Raw genomic sequence first — 18,382 nt, forward strand, 5'->3', positions numbered from 1 at the left:
TCTGTTGGTACTCGGCCATCGGCACCGAGGGTGACAACCCGCCTGTCACGATGAGGAGTTGCTCATGACCATCCGCCTGGGGATCAACGGATTCGGCCGTATCGGCCGCACCTGTCTGCGCGCTGCCCTGGACCGGCGCGAGAGCGACGCCATCGAGGTGGTCGCGGTCAACGACATCGCCGCGCCCGCGACCCTGGCGCACCTGCTCGAGTACGACTCCACGTACGGCAGGCTGCGGACGGACATCTCGCACGACGACACGTCGATCACCGCGGACGGCCGACGCATCGCCGTCTCGGCGGAACGCGATCCCGCCACCCTCGACTGGAGCGGACACCGCACCGACATCGTGATCGAGTCCACCGGCCGCTTCCGCGACCGGGACGCCGTCGCGCTGCACCTCAAGGCGGGCGCGCGCAAGGTGCTGCTCTCCGCGCCGGGCAAGAACGCCGACACGACCATCGTGATGGGCGTCAATCACGAAACGTACGAGCCGGACCGGCATCATGTGGTTTCCGCGGCCTCCTGCACCACCAACTGCGTCGTGCCGATGGTGACTGTGCTTCACGAGCACTTCGGCATCACCAAGGGACTGATGACCACCATTCACGGCTACACCAACGATCAGGCGCTCCTGGACGGGCCGCACAAGGACCTGCGCCGTGGCCGTTCGGCCGCGCTGAGCATCATCCCGACCAGTACCGGCGCCGCCCGCGCCGTCGGCCAGGTCGTGCCCGAACTCGACGGTGTGCTCGACGGCCTCGCGGTCCGCGTGCCGGTCGAGGACGGATCGCTCACCGATCTGACGGTGGTGTTGCGGCGTGAGGCCACCGCGGAGCAGGTCAACGCCGCGTTCGAGGAGGCGGCGGACGGACGGCTGCGGGACGTCCTGCGGGTGTCGCACGCCCCGATCGTCTCCCGTGACGTGATCGGCGACGCGGCTTCCTGCGTCTTCGACCCGGCCCTCACCCAGGCGCACGGAGACCTGGTCAAGGTCTTCGGTTGGTACGACAACGAATGGGCCTACTGCCAAAGGCTGTTGGACCTGACCACCTACGTAGCCGCGCGCCTGTGATCCCGGCCGCGCTGCGGGGCGTACGGGGAGTCGTCCTGGACACCGACGGGGTGATCACCGACTCGGCACGGGTGCACGCCGAAGCGTGGAAGCGGGCCTTCGACGCGTTCCTCGTGGAGCATCCGCCCGAACTGCCCGAGCAGCGAAGGCCGTTCGACGTGCGCGAGGACTACCTGCGGTACGTCGACGGCAAGTCGCGCCTGGATGGCGCCGCGTCCTTCCTGGCCTCGCGCGGGCTGCGGCTGCCCGCCGAGACAGTGGAGGCGGTGGCCGCGGACAAGGAGCGCCGCTATGTCGAGCGGCTGCGCAAGGGCGGCATCGACGCCTACCCGGGCACCGTCCGCCTGCTGCGTGACCTGCGCGGCGAAGGCATCGCGCTCGCGGCGGCCTCCGCCTCCCGGCATGCACGTGAACTCCTCCAGCACGCCGGGGTGTTGTCGCGCTTCGACGCACTCGTCGACGGCGCGGAGGCGGCCCGGCTCGGACTCGCGGGGAAGCCGGATCCGGCGCTGTTCCTGGAGGCGGCGCGCCGCATCGGCGTGCCCGCGGCGGACGCCGTCGTCGTCGAGGACGCGTTGGCCGGTGTCGAGGCGGGGCGGCGCGGCGGGTTCCGTGTGGTGATCGGCGTGGACAGGAACGCGACGGCCCGCACCAGGGCGGCTCTGTTGCGGCACGGCGCGGACATCGTCGTGGACGACCTCGGGGAACTGCTTGGCGAAGGTGGGAGGCCATGAAGGAGAAGATCGAGGACTGGATCTGGGAGTACGAGGGGTACGACCCGGCGAAGGAGAGGCTCAGGGAGTCGCTCTGCACGCTCGGCAACGGCTACTTCGCCACGCGGGGTGCCGCCCCCGAGTGCCCGGCCGACGACGTGCACTACCCCGGGACGTACGTGGCGGGCTGCTACAACCGGCTCACCTCGCACGTCGCGGACCGCCAGGTCGAGAACGAGGACATGGTCAACCTGCCCGACTGGCTGCCCCTGCGCTACCGCCTGAAGGACCGGGACGAGGCGGGGGAGTGGCTCACCCCGGACTCGACCACGCTCGTCGCGCTGCGACAGACCCTGAACCTGCAGTCCGGCGTCCTTGAACGCAACCTCCGGTACGAGGACGGGCGCGGGCAAGGGCGGGTGCTTGCCGTGCGCCAGCTGCGCATCGTCCATATGGCCGACCCCCATCTCGCGCTCCTGCGCACCGAGTTCACCGTCGATGGCCCGCCCGTCACCCTGGAGGTCGAGGCGGCGCTGGATGGGACCGTCACCAACGCGGGAGTGTCGCGCTATCGGCAGCTGAACTCCGACCACCTCACGCACGTCCACACCGGAAGCGACGACGACGCGGACACCGTGTGGCTGCGCTGTCGCACCACCACGTCCGATGTCCGGGTGGGAATGGCCGCCCGGACGACGACGGGGGGCTCCGCGCGGGCGGTGACGCGGCAGGAGGCCGGGCGGGCCGTCCAGCGTTTCGAGCTCGACCTGGAACCCGGGCGCACCGTCACCGTCGACAAGACCATCGCCCTGTACACCTCCCACGACCCGGCGATCAGCGACCCCCTGCAGGCGGCCGTCGATCGGGTCGGCCGGGCGCCCGGCTTCGACGAACTGCTCGACTCGCACCTCACCGCATGGGACCAGCTGTGGCGCAGGGCCGAACTGGACGTGCCCGGCGAGGCGGGCCGTATCCTGCGCCTGCACCACTTCCATGTCCTGCAGACGCTCTCCCCGCACACCGCTGACCTGGACGTCGGTGTCCCCGCGCGAGGCCTGCACGGCGAGGCGTACCGCGGCCATGTCTTCTGGGACGAGCTGTTCGTCCTGCCTTACCTCAACCTGCACTTCCCCGAAGTCTCGCGCGCACTGCTCACCTACCGGCACCGACGCCTGGAACGGGCGTGCACCGCCGCACGCGATGCCGGCCGCGCAGGGGCCATGTTCCCCTGGCAGAGCGGCAGCGACGGCCGTGAGGAGACACAGGAGCTGCACCTCAACCCGCGCTCGGGGCGCTGGCTGCCGGACAATTCCCGGCTCCAGCACCATGTGGGCTCGGCCGTGGCCTACAACGTGTGGCGCTACTGCGAGGCGAGCGGGGACGCCGAGTTCCTGCACACCAAGGGCGCCGAGATGCTGCTCCAGATCGCTCGCTTCTGGGCGGACTCGGCAACGTACGACGAGAACCTCGCTCGGCACCGAATCCGCGGCGTGGTCGGTCCCGACGAATACCACGACGCCTACCCGGACGCGTCGGAGCCGGGGCTCGACGACAACGCGTACACGAATGTCACGGCGGCCTGGGTCCTCGCCAGGGCCCTGGATGTGCTGCGTGGTCTGCCCGAGCCGCGGCGGCGGGAACTCGTGGAGAGGATCGGGCTCGACGGCGGGGAGATCGAACTGTGGGAGGACGTGTCGCGCACCCTGCATGTGCCGTTCCACGAGGGGGTGATCAGCCAGTTCGAGGGATACGGCGACCTGGCGGAGCTGGACTGGGACGGATACCGCGACCGCTATGGCGACATCCGCCGCCTCGACCGGATCCTGGAGGCCGAGGACGACACGGTCAACCGCTACCAGGCCTCCAAGCAAGCCGATGTGCTGATGCTCGGATACCTCTTCTCCCCGGCCGAACTCCGCTCCCTCTTCGACCGGTTGGGGTACGCGCTGGACGCGGACACCTGGCAGCGCACGGTCGACCACTATCTGCGGCGGACCAGCCACGGTTCCACGCTCAGCGGCCTCGTGCACGGCTGGGTCCTTGCCAGGGTGCGGCGCGCGGGAGCCTGGAAGTTCGTTCAGGAGGCGTTGGAGGGCGACATCGCCGACCTGCAGGGCGGCACCACGGGCGAGGGCATCCACCTCGGCGCCATGGCGGGCACGCTCGACCTCGTGCAACGGGGCCTGACCGGCCTGGAGGCGCGGGGAGGCGCCCTCTGGTTGGACCCGGTGCCGCTCCCGGAACTCTCCGAGTACGGCTTCGCACTGCGCTACCAGGGGCACTGGGGCATTCGGCTGCGCATGCGACCGGGCAGGCTGCACGTCGCCGTGCCCGCCTCCGACCGCTCGCCCATCGACATCGAACTGCCGGGCCGGGCCGTCTCGGTCGCGCCGGGGGAGTCGTGTGACCTGTCGTTGTCCTGACGACGTGGGCGGAGAACGGAGCCGAGCTGAGGCCAACCGGTGGGCAGCGGTGAGTCCGGCGCTGCTGGGATCCGCCGCAGAGCTGTTGGTGGCCGCGTCGCCCTCAGCGGGGCGGGTAGCCATCAGGAGTGCGGAACGATCGCGACCGGGCACCGGGTGCGATGTATCGCCGCGTGAGCGGTGCGTCCGAGGCGCGCCCCTGCAGAGATGCGGCGGCCGACGACGAGCAGGCCGGCGTCCGCAGCGGCCTTGACCAGATGATGGCCGGCCAGACCGTGCACGAGCCGCTCGGTGACCTGCGTCCCTGGGAACTTGTGCCGCCAGGGAGTGAGCGAGGCCGAGAGAAGGCGGGACTTCGCCACCGTGGGATCGGTGGCGTCAGCGGTGGGGACGAGAGGAACCGCCCAGGTGTGCACGACATGGAGCGGCGCGTGGCGCGAGGCCGCAGCGAGGAAGGCGAATTCCAGCAGCTCGTCGCAGGGCCGGTCCAGGTCGAGGCCGAGCACGACCGGGCGGCGGTTCGGGCCTGCTGCCGAGCCTTCACGATCGTCCTCGGGTTTTCCTCCCGCCCGTACCAGGACGACCGGGCAGTCGGCCCGGGCCGCGACGGCCAGGGCCACCGAGCCGACCAAGACGCCGGCGAGCGCGCCGAAGCCGCGTGAACCGAGCACCAGCAGGGCCGAGGATTCGGTCGCTGCCAACAGTGCCTGCACCGGTGGTCCGGTGACCTGCTCGTCCAGGATCCCCAGGGCGGGGTGCGCGTAGGAGAGCTGAACGACGGCGCGGTCGAGCGCACCGCTCTCGCGGTGGAAAGGCACCTCGGTCTCCGGCGGATGGCTTCGCTCCGAGGGCACGTCGTAGGCATGGACGAGGTGCAGCGGCAGGTCGCGGCGCAGGGCTTCTCGGGCCGCCAAGGCCGCGGCTTCCAGGCTCTCGGGCGAGCCGTCGATGCCTGCGGTGACGGTCAGTTGCGTGAGCATGGTGCGCACCTCCACGGTGCGTTCGGAGGGTCAGCCGTTCCAGGTCCAGTCGGCGACCTCGGGGAGGTCGGTGCCGTGGGCGCGGATCCAGGCGTGGTGGCGGGTGCGGGTGTCGGCCATGGTCTGGCGGACGGCCGCGGCGCGTACGGCGAGGCCGGGGACGCGGTCGATGACGTCCATCACGAGGCGGTAGCGGTCCAGGTCGTTGCGTACGACCATGTCGAACGGCGTGGTCGTGGTGCCCGCCTCCTTGTAGCCGCGGACGTGCAGGTTGCCGTGTCCGGTGCGGCGGTAGGCGAGGCGGTGGATCAGCCAGGGGTAGCCGTGGTAGGCGAAGATGACGGGCTTGTCGGGGGTGAACAGGGCGTCGTACTCGGAGTCGGGCATGCCGTGCGGGTGTTCCTCGCGGGGAAGGAGTCGCGTCATGTCTACGACGTTGACCGTGCGGACGGCGAGGTCGGGCAGGTGCCGGCGCAACAGCTGGGCCGCGGCGAGGACTTCCTGGGTGGGGACGTCGCCCGCGCAGGCGAGCACCACATCGGGCTCGCGCCCGCCCGTCTCCGATCCGGCCCACTCCCAGATGCCGGCACCACGGGCGCAGTGGGTGCGGGCCTCGTCCAGGGAGAGCCAGTCGAAGCAGGGCTGCTTACCCGCGACGACGACGTTGACGTAGTCGCGGCTGTGCAGGACGTGTTCGGCGACGGAGAGCAGGGTGTTGGCGTCCGGCGGCAGGTAGACGCGGACGACCTCGGGGCTCTTGTTGAGTACGTGGTCGACGAAGCCGGGGTCCTGGTGCGAGAAGCCGTTGTGGTCCTGGCGCCAGACGTGCGAGGTCAGCAGGTAGTTGAGGGAGGGGACCGGCGCGCGCCACGGCAGCAGGCGGGATGTCTTCAGCCATTTGATGTGCTGGTTGACCATCGAGTCGACGATGTGGACGAACGCTTCGTAGCAGGAGAAGAGACCGTGGCGGCCGGTGAGGGTGTAGCCCTCCAGCCAGCCCTGGCAGAGGTGTTCGGAGAGGATCTCGGTGACGCGCCCGTCCCCGGTGAGGTGTTCGTCGGTGGGGAGGGTCTGGGCCTGCCAGGCCTTGCCGGTGACGTCGAAGAGCGCGCCGAGCCGGTTGGAGGCCGTCTCGTCGGGACCCACGACGCGGAAGTCACGGCGCTCGGCTGTCTCCGCCATGACGTGGGCGATGAGACCGCCGAGGACCCGGGTGGGTTCGTGCAGCGTGGTGCCGGGCTTCTCGACGGGGACGGCGAAGTGCTCAAGGGGCGGGAGGGGAAGTGCGCGGGTGAGCAGGCCGCCGTTGGCGTGCGGGTTCGAGCCCAGGCGGCGGTGGCCTTCCGGGATGCAGTCGAGGACTTCGGGGGTGGGGAGGCCGTGCTCGTCGAAGAGTTCCTCCGGCCGGTAGGAGCGCAGCCACGCCTCCAACTGGGCGAGGTGTTCCGGGTTTTCGCGTACTCCGGAGAGCGGGACCTGGTGGGAGCGCCAAGTTCCCTCGACCGGCACGCCGTCCACGCTCGCCGGCCCGGTCCAGCCCTTCGGCGTACGGAGCACGATCACCGGCCAGCGCGCGCGGCCGTGCGCGCCGCCGTTCCGGGCGGCCTGCTGGATGGCGGTGATGCGGTCCAGGGCCTGGTCCATGACCTTGGACATCGCCTGGTGGACCTTGCGTGGGTCGTCGCCGCTGACGTGCAGCGGTTCGTGGCCGTATCCCTTGAGGAGGGCGTCCAGTTCGGCCTCCGGGATGCGCGAGAGCACCGTCGGGTTGGCGATCTTGTAGCCGTTGAGGTGGAGGATCGGCAGGACAGCGCCGTCGTGGACCGGGTCGAGGAACTTGTTGGAGTGCCAGGAGGCGGCCAGCGGTCCTGTCTCGGCCTCGCCGTCACCGATGACGCAGGTGACCAGGAGGTGCGGGTTGTCGAAGGCGGCTCCGTAGGCGTGCGCGAGGGAGTAGCCGAGTTCGCCGCCCTCGTGGATCGACCCGGGCGTCTCCGGAGCCACGTGGCTCGGCACCCCGCCGGGGAAGGAGAACTGGCGGAACAGCTTCGCCATGCCTGACGCGTCCCGCGTGATGTCGGGGTACGTCTGGCTGTAGGAGCCCTCCAGCCAGGAGTTGGCCAGCACGGCCGGGCCGCCGTGCCCCGGCCCCCACAGGCACACCGCGTCCAGGTCACGCTCTTTGATGACGCGGTTGAGGTGGGTGTGCACGAGGTTGAGGCCGGGGGAGGTGCCCCAGTGGCCGAGCAGGCGCGGCTTGATGTGTTCGGGCCGCAGCGGTTCGGTCAGCAGGGGGTTGCTCATCAGGTAGATCTGGCCGACGGCCAGGTAGTTCGCAGCGCGCCAGTGGGCGTCCAGCGTGGTCAGTCGTACGTGTGCCACGGTGCCTCCCGTGTCTCGTGTGGGGTGTGTCAGGGCGTAAAGGCGCTCTGGTCAGCTGTGGGTGTGTCAGGGCGTGCGGCTTGTGGTCAGGCGTGCGGGACGACGGCGACGGGACAGGCCGCGTGGTGCAGCACGGCGTGGTTGACGGGGCCGAGTTGCATGCCGACGTGTCCCTTGCGGCGGCGGGCGCCGACCACCAGGAGATCGGCCGTGCGGGCGGCGTCGAGGAGGGCGGTGCGCGCGTGCCCCTCGACGGTCCGGCCGCGGACCGTCATGCCGGAGCGGGCGGCGGCCGCCGCGCCCCGCACGGCCTCCTCGACCAGCTGCTCGGCCCGGCGCCGATGGTCGTCGTTCGTCGGGGCGGGGAAGTCGGGCATCTCCCGGGCGGGGCAGCGCCAGGCGTGAACGGCGATCACGGCGGCGTTCCGCACCTGAGCCTCGTGCAGGGCGAACCGCACCGCATGGGCGGCCTCTTCGGGATCGTCCACGCCGACCGCGACGGTGCTGAGTCCGCCGGTCACCTTCCCTTCGGTGCCGCGTACGACGATCACCGGTGAGGCGGCGTGCGCGGCGACGGACAGACTCACCGAGCCGAGCAGCAGTTCCGCGAGTTCACCGCGCCCGCGACTGCCGACGACGACGCCGCCGGCCTCCGCGCTCAGCCGCGCCAGCGCGGCGGCCGGATCCTCGGACACCACCTCGCTCGTCACTTTCACGGCGGACGCGCGACGCAGGGCGCGCTCCACCGCCGAGGCGGCGATGTGGTCCGAGAGGGCCTGCACGGACGAGCGGTTGATGCCGAAGGACGGCTCGTGTCCTTCGTACCACTCCCACCGCGACGCATGGACGATACGCAGCGGTACCCCGTGCGCCGTGGCCTCGTCCACGGCCCAGTCCAGTGCGGCCAGACTCGGATCCGAGCCGTCGACTCCGACGATCAGGGGCTTGTCCACGATGCCACCACCTTCCGGCATGCCCCTGGCAGGGGCTCCGCTTCGGACGGTTCCACGGAGGAGGCCGGCCGTGGAGGGGCGAACCGGCCCCAGTAGGGGACATTCGGCCCCTACCGAGGCCACCAGCGGATCCGCACAGTGGCAGCACGGCCCGGCGGAAGGAGACGCGATGCCCACCCGGACACATATCGCGGTGATCGGCGTCGGCAACGAGTTCCGGCGCGACGACGGCTTGGTCTTGGCGGTGATCGCCCGGCTCCGCGAGCGCGCCGCCGAACGGCCCCTGCCGGCCGGGACGGTCCTGGCCACCTGCGACGGCGACCCCGCTCGCCTGATCGGCCTGTGGGAGGGATCCGATCTCGCGGTGGTCGTGGACGCCGCGCACACGCACCCCGCCCACCCCGGACGCGTGCACCGGCTGGCTCTCGACGCCGACGCGCTTGACCGGCCCAGGACGACCAGTTCGCACGGGCTCGGGCTCGGCGAGGCCGTCGAACTCGCCCGGGCCCTCGGCCGGTTGCCGGGCCGACTGGTCGTGTAGGCCGTGGTGGAGCCGCTCGCCGAAGACATCGAGGACGAGATCGCGCGGCACCGCGACGCCGCCGCGCGCAGTTGAGAGGGGTGGCCATGCCGGAGCGCCGCGCACTCCGCTTCGAGGTGTTCGGCACCGTGCAGGGGGTCGGCTTCCGGCCCTTCGTGCACCGGCTCGCGACTGGTCTCGGCCTGGACGGTTGGGCCGCCAATGCCGAGGGACATGTACACGGTGAGGTCGCAGGATCGCCGTACGCCGTCGAGGAGTTCACCGCACGGCTGCGCACCGGCGCTCCCGCGCTTGCCCAGGTGCGGCAGGTGCGAGTGACCGCCGTGCGCGGGCAACTCCCGCTGCCCGCGCACGGCTTCACCATCCGGCACAGCGAGGCAGGCCGCGCCACGCACCGAGGCCCGCGAGAGATCCCGCCCGACGCCGTGATCTGTGCCGCCTGCCTGCTGGAGCTCCTGGACCCGACCGATCGCCGGTTCCGCTACCCGTTCATCAACTGCACCGACTGCGGCCCGCGCGCCACCGTCATCGAAGACCTCCCGTACGACCGGATCCGCACCACGATGCGGCGCTTCCCGCGCTGTGCGGCCTGCGCGACGGAGTACGGAGACCCCGCCGACCGGCGCTTCCACGCCGAACCTCTGGCGTGCCCTGACTGCGGGCCACAGCTCTCCTGGGACGCTCGTGACCGCCGAACTCGTCGCGCACGCCGTCGAGGACGGCGCCCCGCGCGGCGCGAGGCGTGCCTCGCCTGCACACCGACGGCCACGGTCGGTACGTACGTCATCGTGCACGTCGGATGTGCCATCACGGAGGTCGACGAAGCCGAGGCCGAACGGACCCTGGACGTGCTGCGGGCGATGGCAGGGGCGGTGGAGGCCGAACTCGGCGAACCGCTGCCCGGCCCGACCACCTAGGGCCGGTCGGCCCCCGGCCCTACCCGGCCAGCCCCTGGGGCGCCGTCCCTCTCCGCCCGATTCTCGAAGGGTCAACCTGCCGTCAGGAGGCCCCAGATGACGCACGACGAGCGAAGCCGACCTCCGGTCCACGCCCTGCTCGCCGACGGGACGACGGCCTGCATACGGGCCGTCCGCCTCGACGATCACTCCCAACTGCGGGGCCTGTACGAGGAGATGTCTCCGGCGAACCTGCGGCTGCGGTTCTTCGCCGCGAGCCGCCGGTCCGCCGTGCAGGCCGCGGACCGGGCCTGCGCCGCTCCCCGCCCCGGATACCGCGCGCTGCTCGCCGAGTCCAAGGACCAGATCATCGGCCTGGCCGAGTACGAGAGGACGGACGAGCCCGAAACCGCCGAGATCTCGCTGGCCGTCGCCGAGGGCCTGCACCACCGGGGGATCGGCACCCTGCTCCTGGAACACCTTGTCTCCGCCGCCCGCGCCGACGGCATCACCGCGTTCACTGCCGATGCGCTCGCCGAGAACCATGAGGTCCTGAAGGTCTTCGCCGACCTCGGACTGCGCACCGCCCGCCGCTTCGACGGTCCCGAACTGCGCTGCACCATCCAGCTGGAGGAGGACGAAACGTACCTGACCGCGGTCGAGGCGCGCGGCAGCACGGCCGACGTGGCCAGTCTCAAGCCGCTGCTGCGGCCCGGCTCGATCGCCGTGGTCGGCGCGGGCCGCAAGGCCGGTTCGGTCGGCCGGGCCGTCCTGCGCAATCTGCGCACCGGCGTCTTCACGCGGCAGCTCTTCGCCGTCAACCCGAGCGTGTCGTCGCTGATGAGCGTGCCCGCCTTCCCGTCGGTCGCCGCGCTGCCCCAGGTCCCCGATCTGGCGGTCCTTGCGGTACCAGCGCGGGCCCTGCCCACCACGGCCGAAGAGTGCGGCAAGGCGGGCGTACGCGCCCTGGTGGTCGTCACGTCCGGCCTGGACGCCGCTGAGGCACACGCCCTGCTGACCGCCTGCCGGAGGTACGGAATGCGCATGGTGGGCCCCAACTGCCTCGGCATCTCCAACACGGACAAGGAGCTGTCGCTGGACTCGACCTTCGCCGCCCGGCATCCGCGCCGCGGCACCGCCGGTGTCGCCGTGCAGTCCGGGGGAGCGGGGATCGCCCTGCTCGACGGCCTGTCCCGGCTTGGCCTCGGCGTCTCCAGCTTCGTCTCGCTCGGCGACAAGTACGACGTGAGCGGCAACGATCTGCTCCAGTGGTGGGAGTGCGACGGCGTCACGGACCTGGCCCTGCTGCACCTGGAGTCCTTCGGAAACCCGCGCGCCTTCTCCCGCACCGCGCGGCGGGTCACCCGGCGCATGCCGGTCCTCACCGTCGACGCGGGCCGCACCGACGCCGGCAGGCGAGCCGCGGGCTCGCACTCCGCCGCGGCCGCCACCCGGACCATGACCCGGCAGGCCCTGTTCACCCAGGCGGGCATCACGGCCACCCGGACGATCGGTGAACTCCTCGAAACCGCCGCCCTGTTGCGCTCCCAGCCCGCACCCACAGGGAACCGCGTCGTCATCGTCACCAACGCGGGCGGCGCGGGCGTCCTCGCGGCCGACGCGTGCGCCGAGGCCGGACTCGCCCTGCCACCGCTCCCGGCAGATCTCGTCGACGACCTGCTCGACGTCCTGCCCGAGGGTGCTTCGACCGCCAACCCGGTCGACGCCACCGCTGCCGTCACCGAGGAGCAGCTCAAGAACTGCGTGGACCGGCTCATGCGACACGGCGGCATCGACGTCGTGCTGGTGGTGCCCGTGCCCACCGCCGTCGCCGCGGCGACCGGCGAGGATCTGGTCCGAGCGCTCACCGGTGGCCCGGCTCGACGCACTCGGACTGTCGCCGCCGTCCGCCTCGACCAGGCACTGCCCGTGCGGCTGCTGCCCGCCACGGGAGGCGGCTCCCTACCCGCCTACGCCGACCCACAGGCAGCCGCACGCGCCCTGGCCCACTCCGTACGCCGCGCCCAGTGGCTGGCGCGTCCGCCCGGCACCGTCCCCGCGCTCGCAGGGGTGGAGACGCAGCACGCCCACGCGGTGGCCGAAACCTGGCTCGCCAGGCACCCCGAAGGCGGCTGTCTTGACCCGCGCGCCTGCGCCGAGCTCCTCGCCTGCTACGGCATACCGCAGCTGCCCTGGGCCTGGGCCGAGACCGAGAACGAAGCAGTCAGTGCAGCGGAGCGGTTGCGCGGTCCGGACTGCAGGGTGGTGCTGAAGGCCCACTGGCCCGGTCTGCTGCACAAGAGCGAGCAGCACGCCATCCACCTCGATCTGCAGGGAGACGCCCATGTGCGGGCCGCCTTCCGGGACTTCGAGACGCGGTTCGCCGGTCTGCTGACCGGCGTGGTGGTCCAGCCGCTCGCCGAGCGCGGCACCGAACTGTTCGCGGGCGTCGTCCAGGACGAGGTCTTCGGCCCGCTGGTCCTGTTCGGGCTCGGCGGCACGGCCACCGAGCTGCTTGCCGACCAGGCCGCCCGGCCGGCCCCGCTGACCGACCTCGATGTCCATGACCTGATCACCTCGCCGCGCTGTGCCCCGCTGCTCTTCGGGCACGGCGGCAGCGGCCCGGTCGACCTCGAAGGCCTGGAGCAACTGCTGCACAGGCTGTCCCGGATGGCCTGCGACCTGCCACAGCTCGTGGAGGCCGAATTCAACCCCGTCCTGGCATGGCCGGGCGGCACCACGGCACTCGACGTGCGTGTACGGCTGCTGCCTCGGACCGCCCACGACCCATATCTGCGCCGACTGCGCTGAGAACGACCGCGCCGAGAGAACGACGGCGCCGAGAAGGAGACAGAGATGAAGCACAGCAAGATCGGTTCGGTGATGACCAGTGAGGTCGTCAGCGCCCAGTACGGAACGCCGTTCAAGGAGGTGGCCAAGCTCCTCGCCGAGTTCCGCATCAGCGGGCTGCCCGTGATCGACGCCGACGACAAGGTGGTCGGAGTGATCTCCGAGACGGACCTGCTCGTGCGCGAGGCGCAGGCCCCCGACCCGTGCCGGCCGTCGCGCCGCTTCCGGCTGCGGCGGATGGCCAAGGGCGGACGGAAGGACCGGGCCAAGGCCACAGCGCGGACAGCGGGACAGCTCATGTCCACGCCGCCCGTTTGCGTACACGCCGACAACACCATTGCCGAGGGCGCCCGTTGCATGGCCCAGCACAAGGTGGAGCGGTTGCCCGTCGTGGACGAGGAGGACCGCCTGGTCGGCATCGTCACCCGGCGCGACCTGCTCCAGGTGTTCCTGCGCGCCGACGACGAGATCCGCCACGAAGTGATCGAACAGGTCCTGGTGCGCACCCTTTGGCTGGCGTCTCAGACCATCAAGATCGACGTTCGGGATGGTGTGGTGACCCTCGAAGGGCAGCTGGAGCGCCGCAGCGAGGTACCCATCGCCCTGCACATGACGCGTGAGATCGACGGAGTCGTCGCGGTCGTCGACAAACTGACCTACCGCGTGGACGACTCCCACCTTCAGCCGAACGACCAGGCGATGCGCGGCGTGGCGGACGACTGGCTGCGCAAACTCTGAGGGCGTGAACACCCGAACCCGGCCGCACAGGCGCCCTGCCGGCTGGCGGTGGCGGAGAAGCCTGCTGCGCCGTCGCAGCGACGTCACCGAGGCGTGGACGGGACTGCTGCTGGGGGCCGCGATGCTGTTCGTCGCGCCCCTGGCCGGGGCGTTCGCAGGGGCCTTCACCTACGACGCCGCGCACGCGAAGGCCGAACGGCAACGGGCCGACGGCCACGTCGTACGGGCCACATTGATCGAGAATGCGCCGGCGGCCAACAGCACCGGTTCCCGTACGACCCACCCGGTCAAGGTGCGATGGACCGATCGCGACGGCACCGCGCACGCGGCCGTCGCCAAGGTCGAGGCAGGCGCCACGACGGGCAGCCGGACCGACGTCTGGCTCGACGCCCACGCCAGGGTCACCACGGCCCCGATGGCCGAAGACGTCCAGTGGGGCACCGCGATCGTCGTGGGCGGCGCGGCGAGCCTCGTGGCGTGGGGGTTCATCGGGGGTGCCTGGATCACCGTACGCCTCGTGGCACACCGTCGGCGCATGGCCGAGTGGGAGCAGGCGTGGGCGCGGACGGAACCGCGGTGGACCGGTCGTGAGACCTGAACCTGGCCCGGCCGGGCCCGAATAGGGCCGCTCGGCCCCTGCTCCGCAGGAGGCTCCTCTTCGAGCCTGGTGAGTGTAGGGAGCCACCCTGACAGAGCCACCCCGACGTGTGGGAGGACGGACATGACGAGCGGCGGAGCCACGGCAGTCCTCGACCGGAACGGCCTGAACGCCCTCGTCGCGGAGCTGAATGTCGACGGCCGCACGGTCGTCGGACCCACCGTCCGCGACGGTGCGATCGTCCTGGCCGAACTCGAATCGGCCGATCAACTCCCGTACGGCTGGGGCGTGGAGCTGGAGGCCGGGCACTACCGTCTGCGGCGCCGCGAGGACGGATCGGCCTTCGCGCACTCCGCAGGCCCCCAGTCCTGGAAGAATTTCCTGCATCCGCAGCGGGAGAAGCTGTGGAGCGCGGACCGCGCCCCCGATGGACCGGAGGGGGGCGTTCCTCCAGGCGGGGCACCGCTTCTTCGTACGTGTAGGCAGCGAGGCGGGCGCGGAACTGCTCGCCAAGCTCCCGCACCGCGAGGCCGACGCCACCACCCGGGATGCGGCCGTCGCCGCGGTCTCCGAGGCCGCCGACAAGATGGGACGGGCCATACGTCGCGTCGCGCTGCCTGACCTGCGGCAACTGCACGATGGTCTGCCCCACCTGCTTCTGCACCACCACCGAAGAGGTCGCCGACCTCAGCTCCGGCTGTGTGGGCTGCGGCCGCTGCATCGTCTGGTGCCCGGTCGGCATCGACATCACCGAAGAAGTGGCGGCCCTCAAGGACGAGGCGGACAAGAAGGAGACAGGGCGATGACCAGCACCACGACCATGATGAGCGCTCTTCCGGTCGAGCACCGCGATCGGCTGATGCGGATCGCCCGGCAGGTGTCCTTCCCGGCCGGGACGCGGATCTTCGAGGAGGGCGGGCACGCCGACCGATTCTGGATCATCCGCACTGGGTCGGTCGTGCTCGACATGCATGTCCCCGGCCGCCGCTCGCCCTCGATCGAGACGCTGGGCCACGGTGAACTGGTCGGCTGGTCCTGGCTGTTCCCGCCGTACGTCTGGCAGCTCGGCGCCGCGGCCCAGAGCCCCGTGCGCGCCCACGAGTTCGACGCCCTCGCGGTCCGGCTGATGTGTGAGGACGATCCGGCCCTGGGTGCGGTCGTCGGCCAGTGGGTGGGGCGCGTCCTTGCCCACCGGCTGCAGTCGGCCAGGACCCGGCTGCTCGACCTGTACGCCCCCTACGGCAGCGGAAGTGGTGTGCGGGGGTGACTGCCACACCGGTTCCGTACCGGGTCGCCGCGCCGCCCGTACACCGAGGTCCCGGCCGCCGCCGGCACCGGACACGGCGCCACGGAGGCCCCGCGCGGACTCCTCTACCACCGCTACCTGCTGGACGCCGATGGCACAGTCACCGACGCCCGCCTCGTACCGCCCACCGCGCAGAACCAGGGCGCCATCGAGGACGACCTGCGCCGCACCGCCCAGTCCGCGATCACCCAAAACGGTGCGACGGACCAGGAGTTGACGCAGCTGTGCGAGCGGGCCATCCGCAACCACGACCCGTGCATCTCCTGCTCCACCCACGTCCTCGACCTGACCGTCGACCGCACCTGACCACTGACCGCACCCAACTCCCCGGGAGGACGCCGTGCTCCACTCTCCGCGCACCGTGAGCGACGTGATGACCCACACCGTCATCGCGGTGGGCCGCGAGGCCCGCTTCAAAGAGATCGTCGAGCTGATGGAGCAGTGGAAGATCAGCGCGCTGCCCGTCGTCGCCGGCGAGGGCCGGGTCATCGGCGTGGTCTCAGAGGCGGACCTGCTGCCCAAGGAGGAGTTCCGCGACAGCGACCCCACGCGATTCGCGCGCAGCCTCTCCGACCTCGCCAAGGCCGGCGGCCTGACCGCGGGCGAGGTGATGAGCACCCCCGCCGTCAGCGTCCACCCGGACACCACCCTCCCGCAGGCCGCCCGCATCATGGCCCTGCGGCACATCAAGCGACTCCCCGTGATCGACGCCCATGGCCTGCTGCAGGGCGTGGTCAGCCGCAGCGACCTGCTGAAGGTGTTCCTGCGCACCGACGAGGAACTCGCGGACGAGGTGACCCGCACCGTGACGGCCTTCCTCTTCCCGGACGGGGCCGTCACGGTCGCGGTCGAAGGCGGCGTGGTCACCCTCGGCGGAGAGATCCGCGACAGGACCCTCGTGCCGGTGGCCGCCCGGCTCACGCGGGCCGTCGAAGGCGTCGTGGACGTGCGCGTGGAACCGGCCGAACCGGCGCCGCGGACACCGCCCCGATGAAGTACCTGGACGAGTACCGCGATCCGGCCCTGGCCCGGCTGCTGCTGGCGGAGCTGGGGCGGACCGCGACGCGCCCCTGGCGGATCATGGAAGTGTGCGGCGGCCAGACCCACACCCTCGTACGGCAGGGGATCGACGAACTGCTGCCCGCGGGCATCCGCATGATCCACGGTCCCGGCTGCCCGGTCTGCGTCACCCCGCTGGAGACCCTCGACCGCGCCATGGCCGTCGCCGCAAGGCCCGGCGTGATCCTCACCAGCTTCGGCGACATGCTGCGCGTCCCCGGCAGCACCACCGACCTGCTCGCCCTGCGGGCACGTGGCGCGGACGTCCCGGTCGTCTACTCGCCGATGGACGCCGTGCACATGGCCGAGAAGAACCTCGACCGCGAAGTCGTCTTCCTGGCCGTCGGGTTCGAGACCACCGCGCCCGCCAACGCCATGGCCGTCCTGCACGCCGTAGACCTCGGCCTCACCAACTTCTCGCTCCTGGTCTGGCCGCGGGGCATGTGTGCGCGGTCATGGGGTGGACGCAGTACGAACCGATCGCCGCGCCGCACCAAGTCCCCGTCGTCGTCACGGGGTTCGAGCCGCTGGACCTCCTGGCGGGCATCCTGATGGCCGTCACCCAGCTCGAAGAGGGCCGCCACGAGGTGGAGAACCAGTACGCAAGGGCCGTGCGCCGCACGGGCAACACCGAAGCTCGGTCCGTCCTCACCCGCGTCTTCCGTATCACCGACCGGGCCTGGCGCGGCATCGGGACACTCCCGGCCAGCGGCTTCGAACTCACCCCGGAATACGCCGACTTCGACGCTCCTGACCGGCGCCCGGCTGCCCACCGACTGCGCCGCCTACGGGGTGCGTTGCACGCCCCGCACCCCGCTCGGCGCCCCCATGGTCTCCAGCGAGGGCACCTGCGCCGCCTTCCACGCCGCAGGACGAACCAGGAGCACACCGGCATGAACCTCGACTGCCCCCTCCCGTACGGCGAGAGCGAACTCATCCAACTGGGCCACGGCGCGGGCGGCAGGCTCACCGCCGAACTGCTCGACGCGCTCGTCCTGCCCGCCATCGGCGGACAGCCGGACGGCCGGCTCGAAGACGCGGCGCTGCTGCCGGGCGATGCCGAACTCGTCGTATCCACCGACTCGTTCGTGGTCAGTCCGCTCGCCTTCCTGGGCGGGGACATCGGATCGCTTGCCGTCCACGGCACGGTCAACGACCTTGCCATGCGCGGCGCGCTGCCCCTTGCCCTCACCCTCGCGGTGATCGCCGAGGAGGGCCTGCCGCTCGCGGAACTCCGTGCCGTCCTGGCCTCCGCGGGGAAAGCCGCACACCAGGCCGGTGTCCCCGTCATCACCGGTGACACCAAGGTCGTCGGGCGCGGCGCAGCCGACCGCCTCTTCCTCAACACGACCGGCATCGGCCGCCGCATCCCCGGCCTGACGCCTTCCGCTGCCGGAGCCCGTCCCGGCGACGTGCTCCTGCTCTCCGGCCCCATCGGGCTGCACGGCACCGCCGTCCTCTCCACCCGCGAAGGGCTCGGCTTCGAGACGGACATCGCCTCCGACACCCGCCCCCTGCACCGCCTCGTCCAGGCACTCGCCCCCTTCGGCAGCGGTATACGCAGCCTGCGTGACCCCACCCGGGGCGGTCTGGCCGCCTCGCTCAACGAGATCGCCGGCGCCTCGGGTGTCGGCGTGGAGATCGAAGAGAGCGCCGTGCCCGTGCCCCGGGCCGTCGCCGCGGCCTGCGACCTGCTCGGCCGCGCGTATCCCGAGGGGGCGGAGGCCGTACCCATCGGACACTGCACAGCAGGGCCTTCCGGCCGGGTCGTACTGCGCACGCTGATCGGCGCGCGCCGGGTGGTCGACATGCCGCTCGGCGAGCAACTCCCGTGCATCTGCTGAGAGATGACACCAGTTGCCGTACCG

The 18,382-nt window shown here is 71.4% G+C and carries 13 protein-coding genes and 4 pseudogenes; 14 read left to right on the forward strand and 3 right to left on the reverse strand.

The features are described from left to right. Positions 1–64 precede the first annotated feature (64 nt). The 3 genes from gap to AB0O76_RS05695 are packed head-to-tail and all read left to right on the forward strand — an operon-like array spanning position 65 to position 4,211. On the forward strand, positions 65–1,075 hold the full coding sequence (gap, locus tag AB0O76_RS05685) for a type I glyceraldehyde-3-phosphate dehydrogenase (RefSeq protein ID WP_365485834.1): 1,011 nt from the start codon (positions 65–67) through the stop codon (positions 1,073–1,075). Continuing rightward, on the forward strand, positions 1,018–1,809 hold the full coding sequence (locus AB0O76_RS05690) for a beta-phosphoglucomutase family hydrolase (protein ID WP_365485836.1): 792 nt from the start codon (positions 1,018–1,020) through the stop codon (positions 1,807–1,809). The genes gap and AB0O76_RS05690 overlap by 58 nt, the downstream gene beginning before the upstream one ends. After that, complete coding sequence (locus AB0O76_RS05695) at positions 1,806–4,211, forward strand: glycosyl hydrolase family 65 protein (protein WP_365485838.1); 2,406 nt, start codon at positions 1,806–1,808, stop codon at positions 4,209–4,211. Before AB0O76_RS05690 ends, AB0O76_RS05695 begins: the two co-directional genes overlap by 4 nt. 122 nt (positions 4,212–4,333) lie before the next feature. Here AB0O76_RS05695 and AB0O76_RS05700 read toward each other — a convergent pair whose 3' ends face one another. From AB0O76_RS05700 to AB0O76_RS05710, 3 genes are all read right to left on the reverse strand, one after another. Then, the gene (locus AB0O76_RS05700) at positions 4,334–5,191 is read right to left on the reverse strand and encodes a universal stress protein (protein ID WP_365485840.1); all 858 of its coding nucleotides are present in this window, start codon (positions 5,189–5,191) and stop codon (positions 4,334–4,336) included. Positions 5,192–5,221: 30 nt separating this feature from the next. Continuing rightward, positions 5,222–7,573 (reverse strand): phosphoketolase family protein, encoded by a 2,352-nt coding sequence (locus tag AB0O76_RS05705; RefSeq protein WP_365485841.1) that lies wholly within the window; start codon positions 7,571–7,573, stop codon positions 5,222–5,224. 86 nt (positions 7,574–7,659) lie between these two features. After that, complete coding sequence (locus AB0O76_RS05710) at positions 7,660–8,526, reverse strand: universal stress protein (protein ID WP_365485843.1); 867 nt, start codon at positions 8,524–8,526, stop codon at positions 7,660–7,662. A 169-nt stretch (positions 8,527–8,695) separates the two neighbouring features. On the opposite strand from AB0O76_RS05710, the pseudogene AB0O76_RS05715 reads away from it, so the two are divergent. From AB0O76_RS05715 to hypE, 11 genes and pseudogenes are all read left to right on the forward strand, one after another. Continuing rightward, positions 8,696–9,064: pseudogene (locus tag AB0O76_RS05715) on the forward strand (hydrogenase maturation protease); the annotation flags it as partial. 89 nt (positions 9,065–9,153) lie between these two features. After that, positions 9,154–9,984: an acylphosphatase gene (locus AB0O76_RS05720; RefSeq protein WP_365485845.1), complete on the forward strand. Its 831-nt coding sequence runs from the start codon at positions 9,154–9,156 to the stop codon at positions 9,982–9,984. Between the two features lie 96 nt (positions 9,985–10,080). Then, positions 10,081–12,774 carry a GNAT family N-acetyltransferase gene (locus AB0O76_RS05725; protein WP_365485847.1) on the forward strand — a complete coding sequence of 898 codons (2,694 nt, stop codon included), beginning with the start codon at positions 10,081–10,083 and terminating at the stop codon, positions 12,772–12,774. A 45-nt stretch (positions 12,775–12,819) separates the two neighbouring features. Beyond that, positions 12,820–13,551 carry a CBS domain-containing protein gene (locus AB0O76_RS05730; protein WP_365485849.1) on the forward strand — a complete coding sequence of 244 codons (732 nt, stop codon included), beginning with the start codon at positions 12,820–12,822 and terminating at the stop codon, positions 13,549–13,551. 4 nt (positions 13,552–13,555) lie between these two features. Continuing rightward, positions 13,556–14,149 (forward strand): DUF3592 domain-containing protein, encoded by a 594-nt coding sequence (locus AB0O76_RS05735; RefSeq protein ID WP_365485851.1) that lies wholly within the window; start codon positions 13,556–13,558, stop codon positions 14,147–14,149. Positions 14,150–14,272: 123 nt separating this feature from the next. Further along, positions 14,273–14,955: pseudogene (locus tag AB0O76_RS05740) on the forward strand (hypothetical protein). Continuing rightward, a complete protein-coding gene (locus AB0O76_RS05745; protein ID WP_365485853.1) occupies positions 14,952–15,416 on the forward strand; it encodes a cyclic nucleotide-binding domain-containing protein in 465 nt (154 codons plus the stop codon). The pseudogene AB0O76_RS05740 and the gene AB0O76_RS05745 overlap by 4 nt, the downstream one beginning before the upstream one ends. 33 nt (positions 15,417–15,449) lie before the next feature. Next, a pseudogene (locus AB0O76_RS05750) lies at positions 15,450–15,761 on the forward strand (nickel-dependent hydrogenase large subunit); the annotation flags it as partial. A gap of 34 nt (positions 15,762–15,795) precedes the next feature. Continuing rightward, positions 15,796–16,449, forward strand: coding sequence for a CBS domain-containing protein (locus tag AB0O76_RS05755; protein ID WP_365485855.1), 654 nt, complete (start codon positions 15,796–15,798; stop codon positions 16,447–16,449). Next, positions 16,446–17,411: pseudogene (gene hypD / locus AB0O76_RS05760) on the forward strand (hydrogenase formation protein HypD). The gene AB0O76_RS05755 and the pseudogene hypD overlap by 4 nt, the downstream one beginning before the upstream one ends. After that, positions 17,408–18,358, forward strand: coding sequence for a hydrogenase expression/formation protein HypE (gene hypE, locus AB0O76_RS05765; RefSeq protein ID WP_365485857.1), 951 nt, complete (start codon positions 17,408–17,410; stop codon positions 18,356–18,358). Before hypD ends, hypE begins: the two are co-directional and overlap by 4 nt. Positions 18,359–18,382 lie beyond the last annotated feature (24 nt).

The organism is Streptomyces sp. NPDC086554 (genome assembly GCF_040686095.1).
GTDB lineage: Bacteria > Actinomycetota > Actinomycetes > Streptomycetales > Streptomycetaceae > Streptomyces.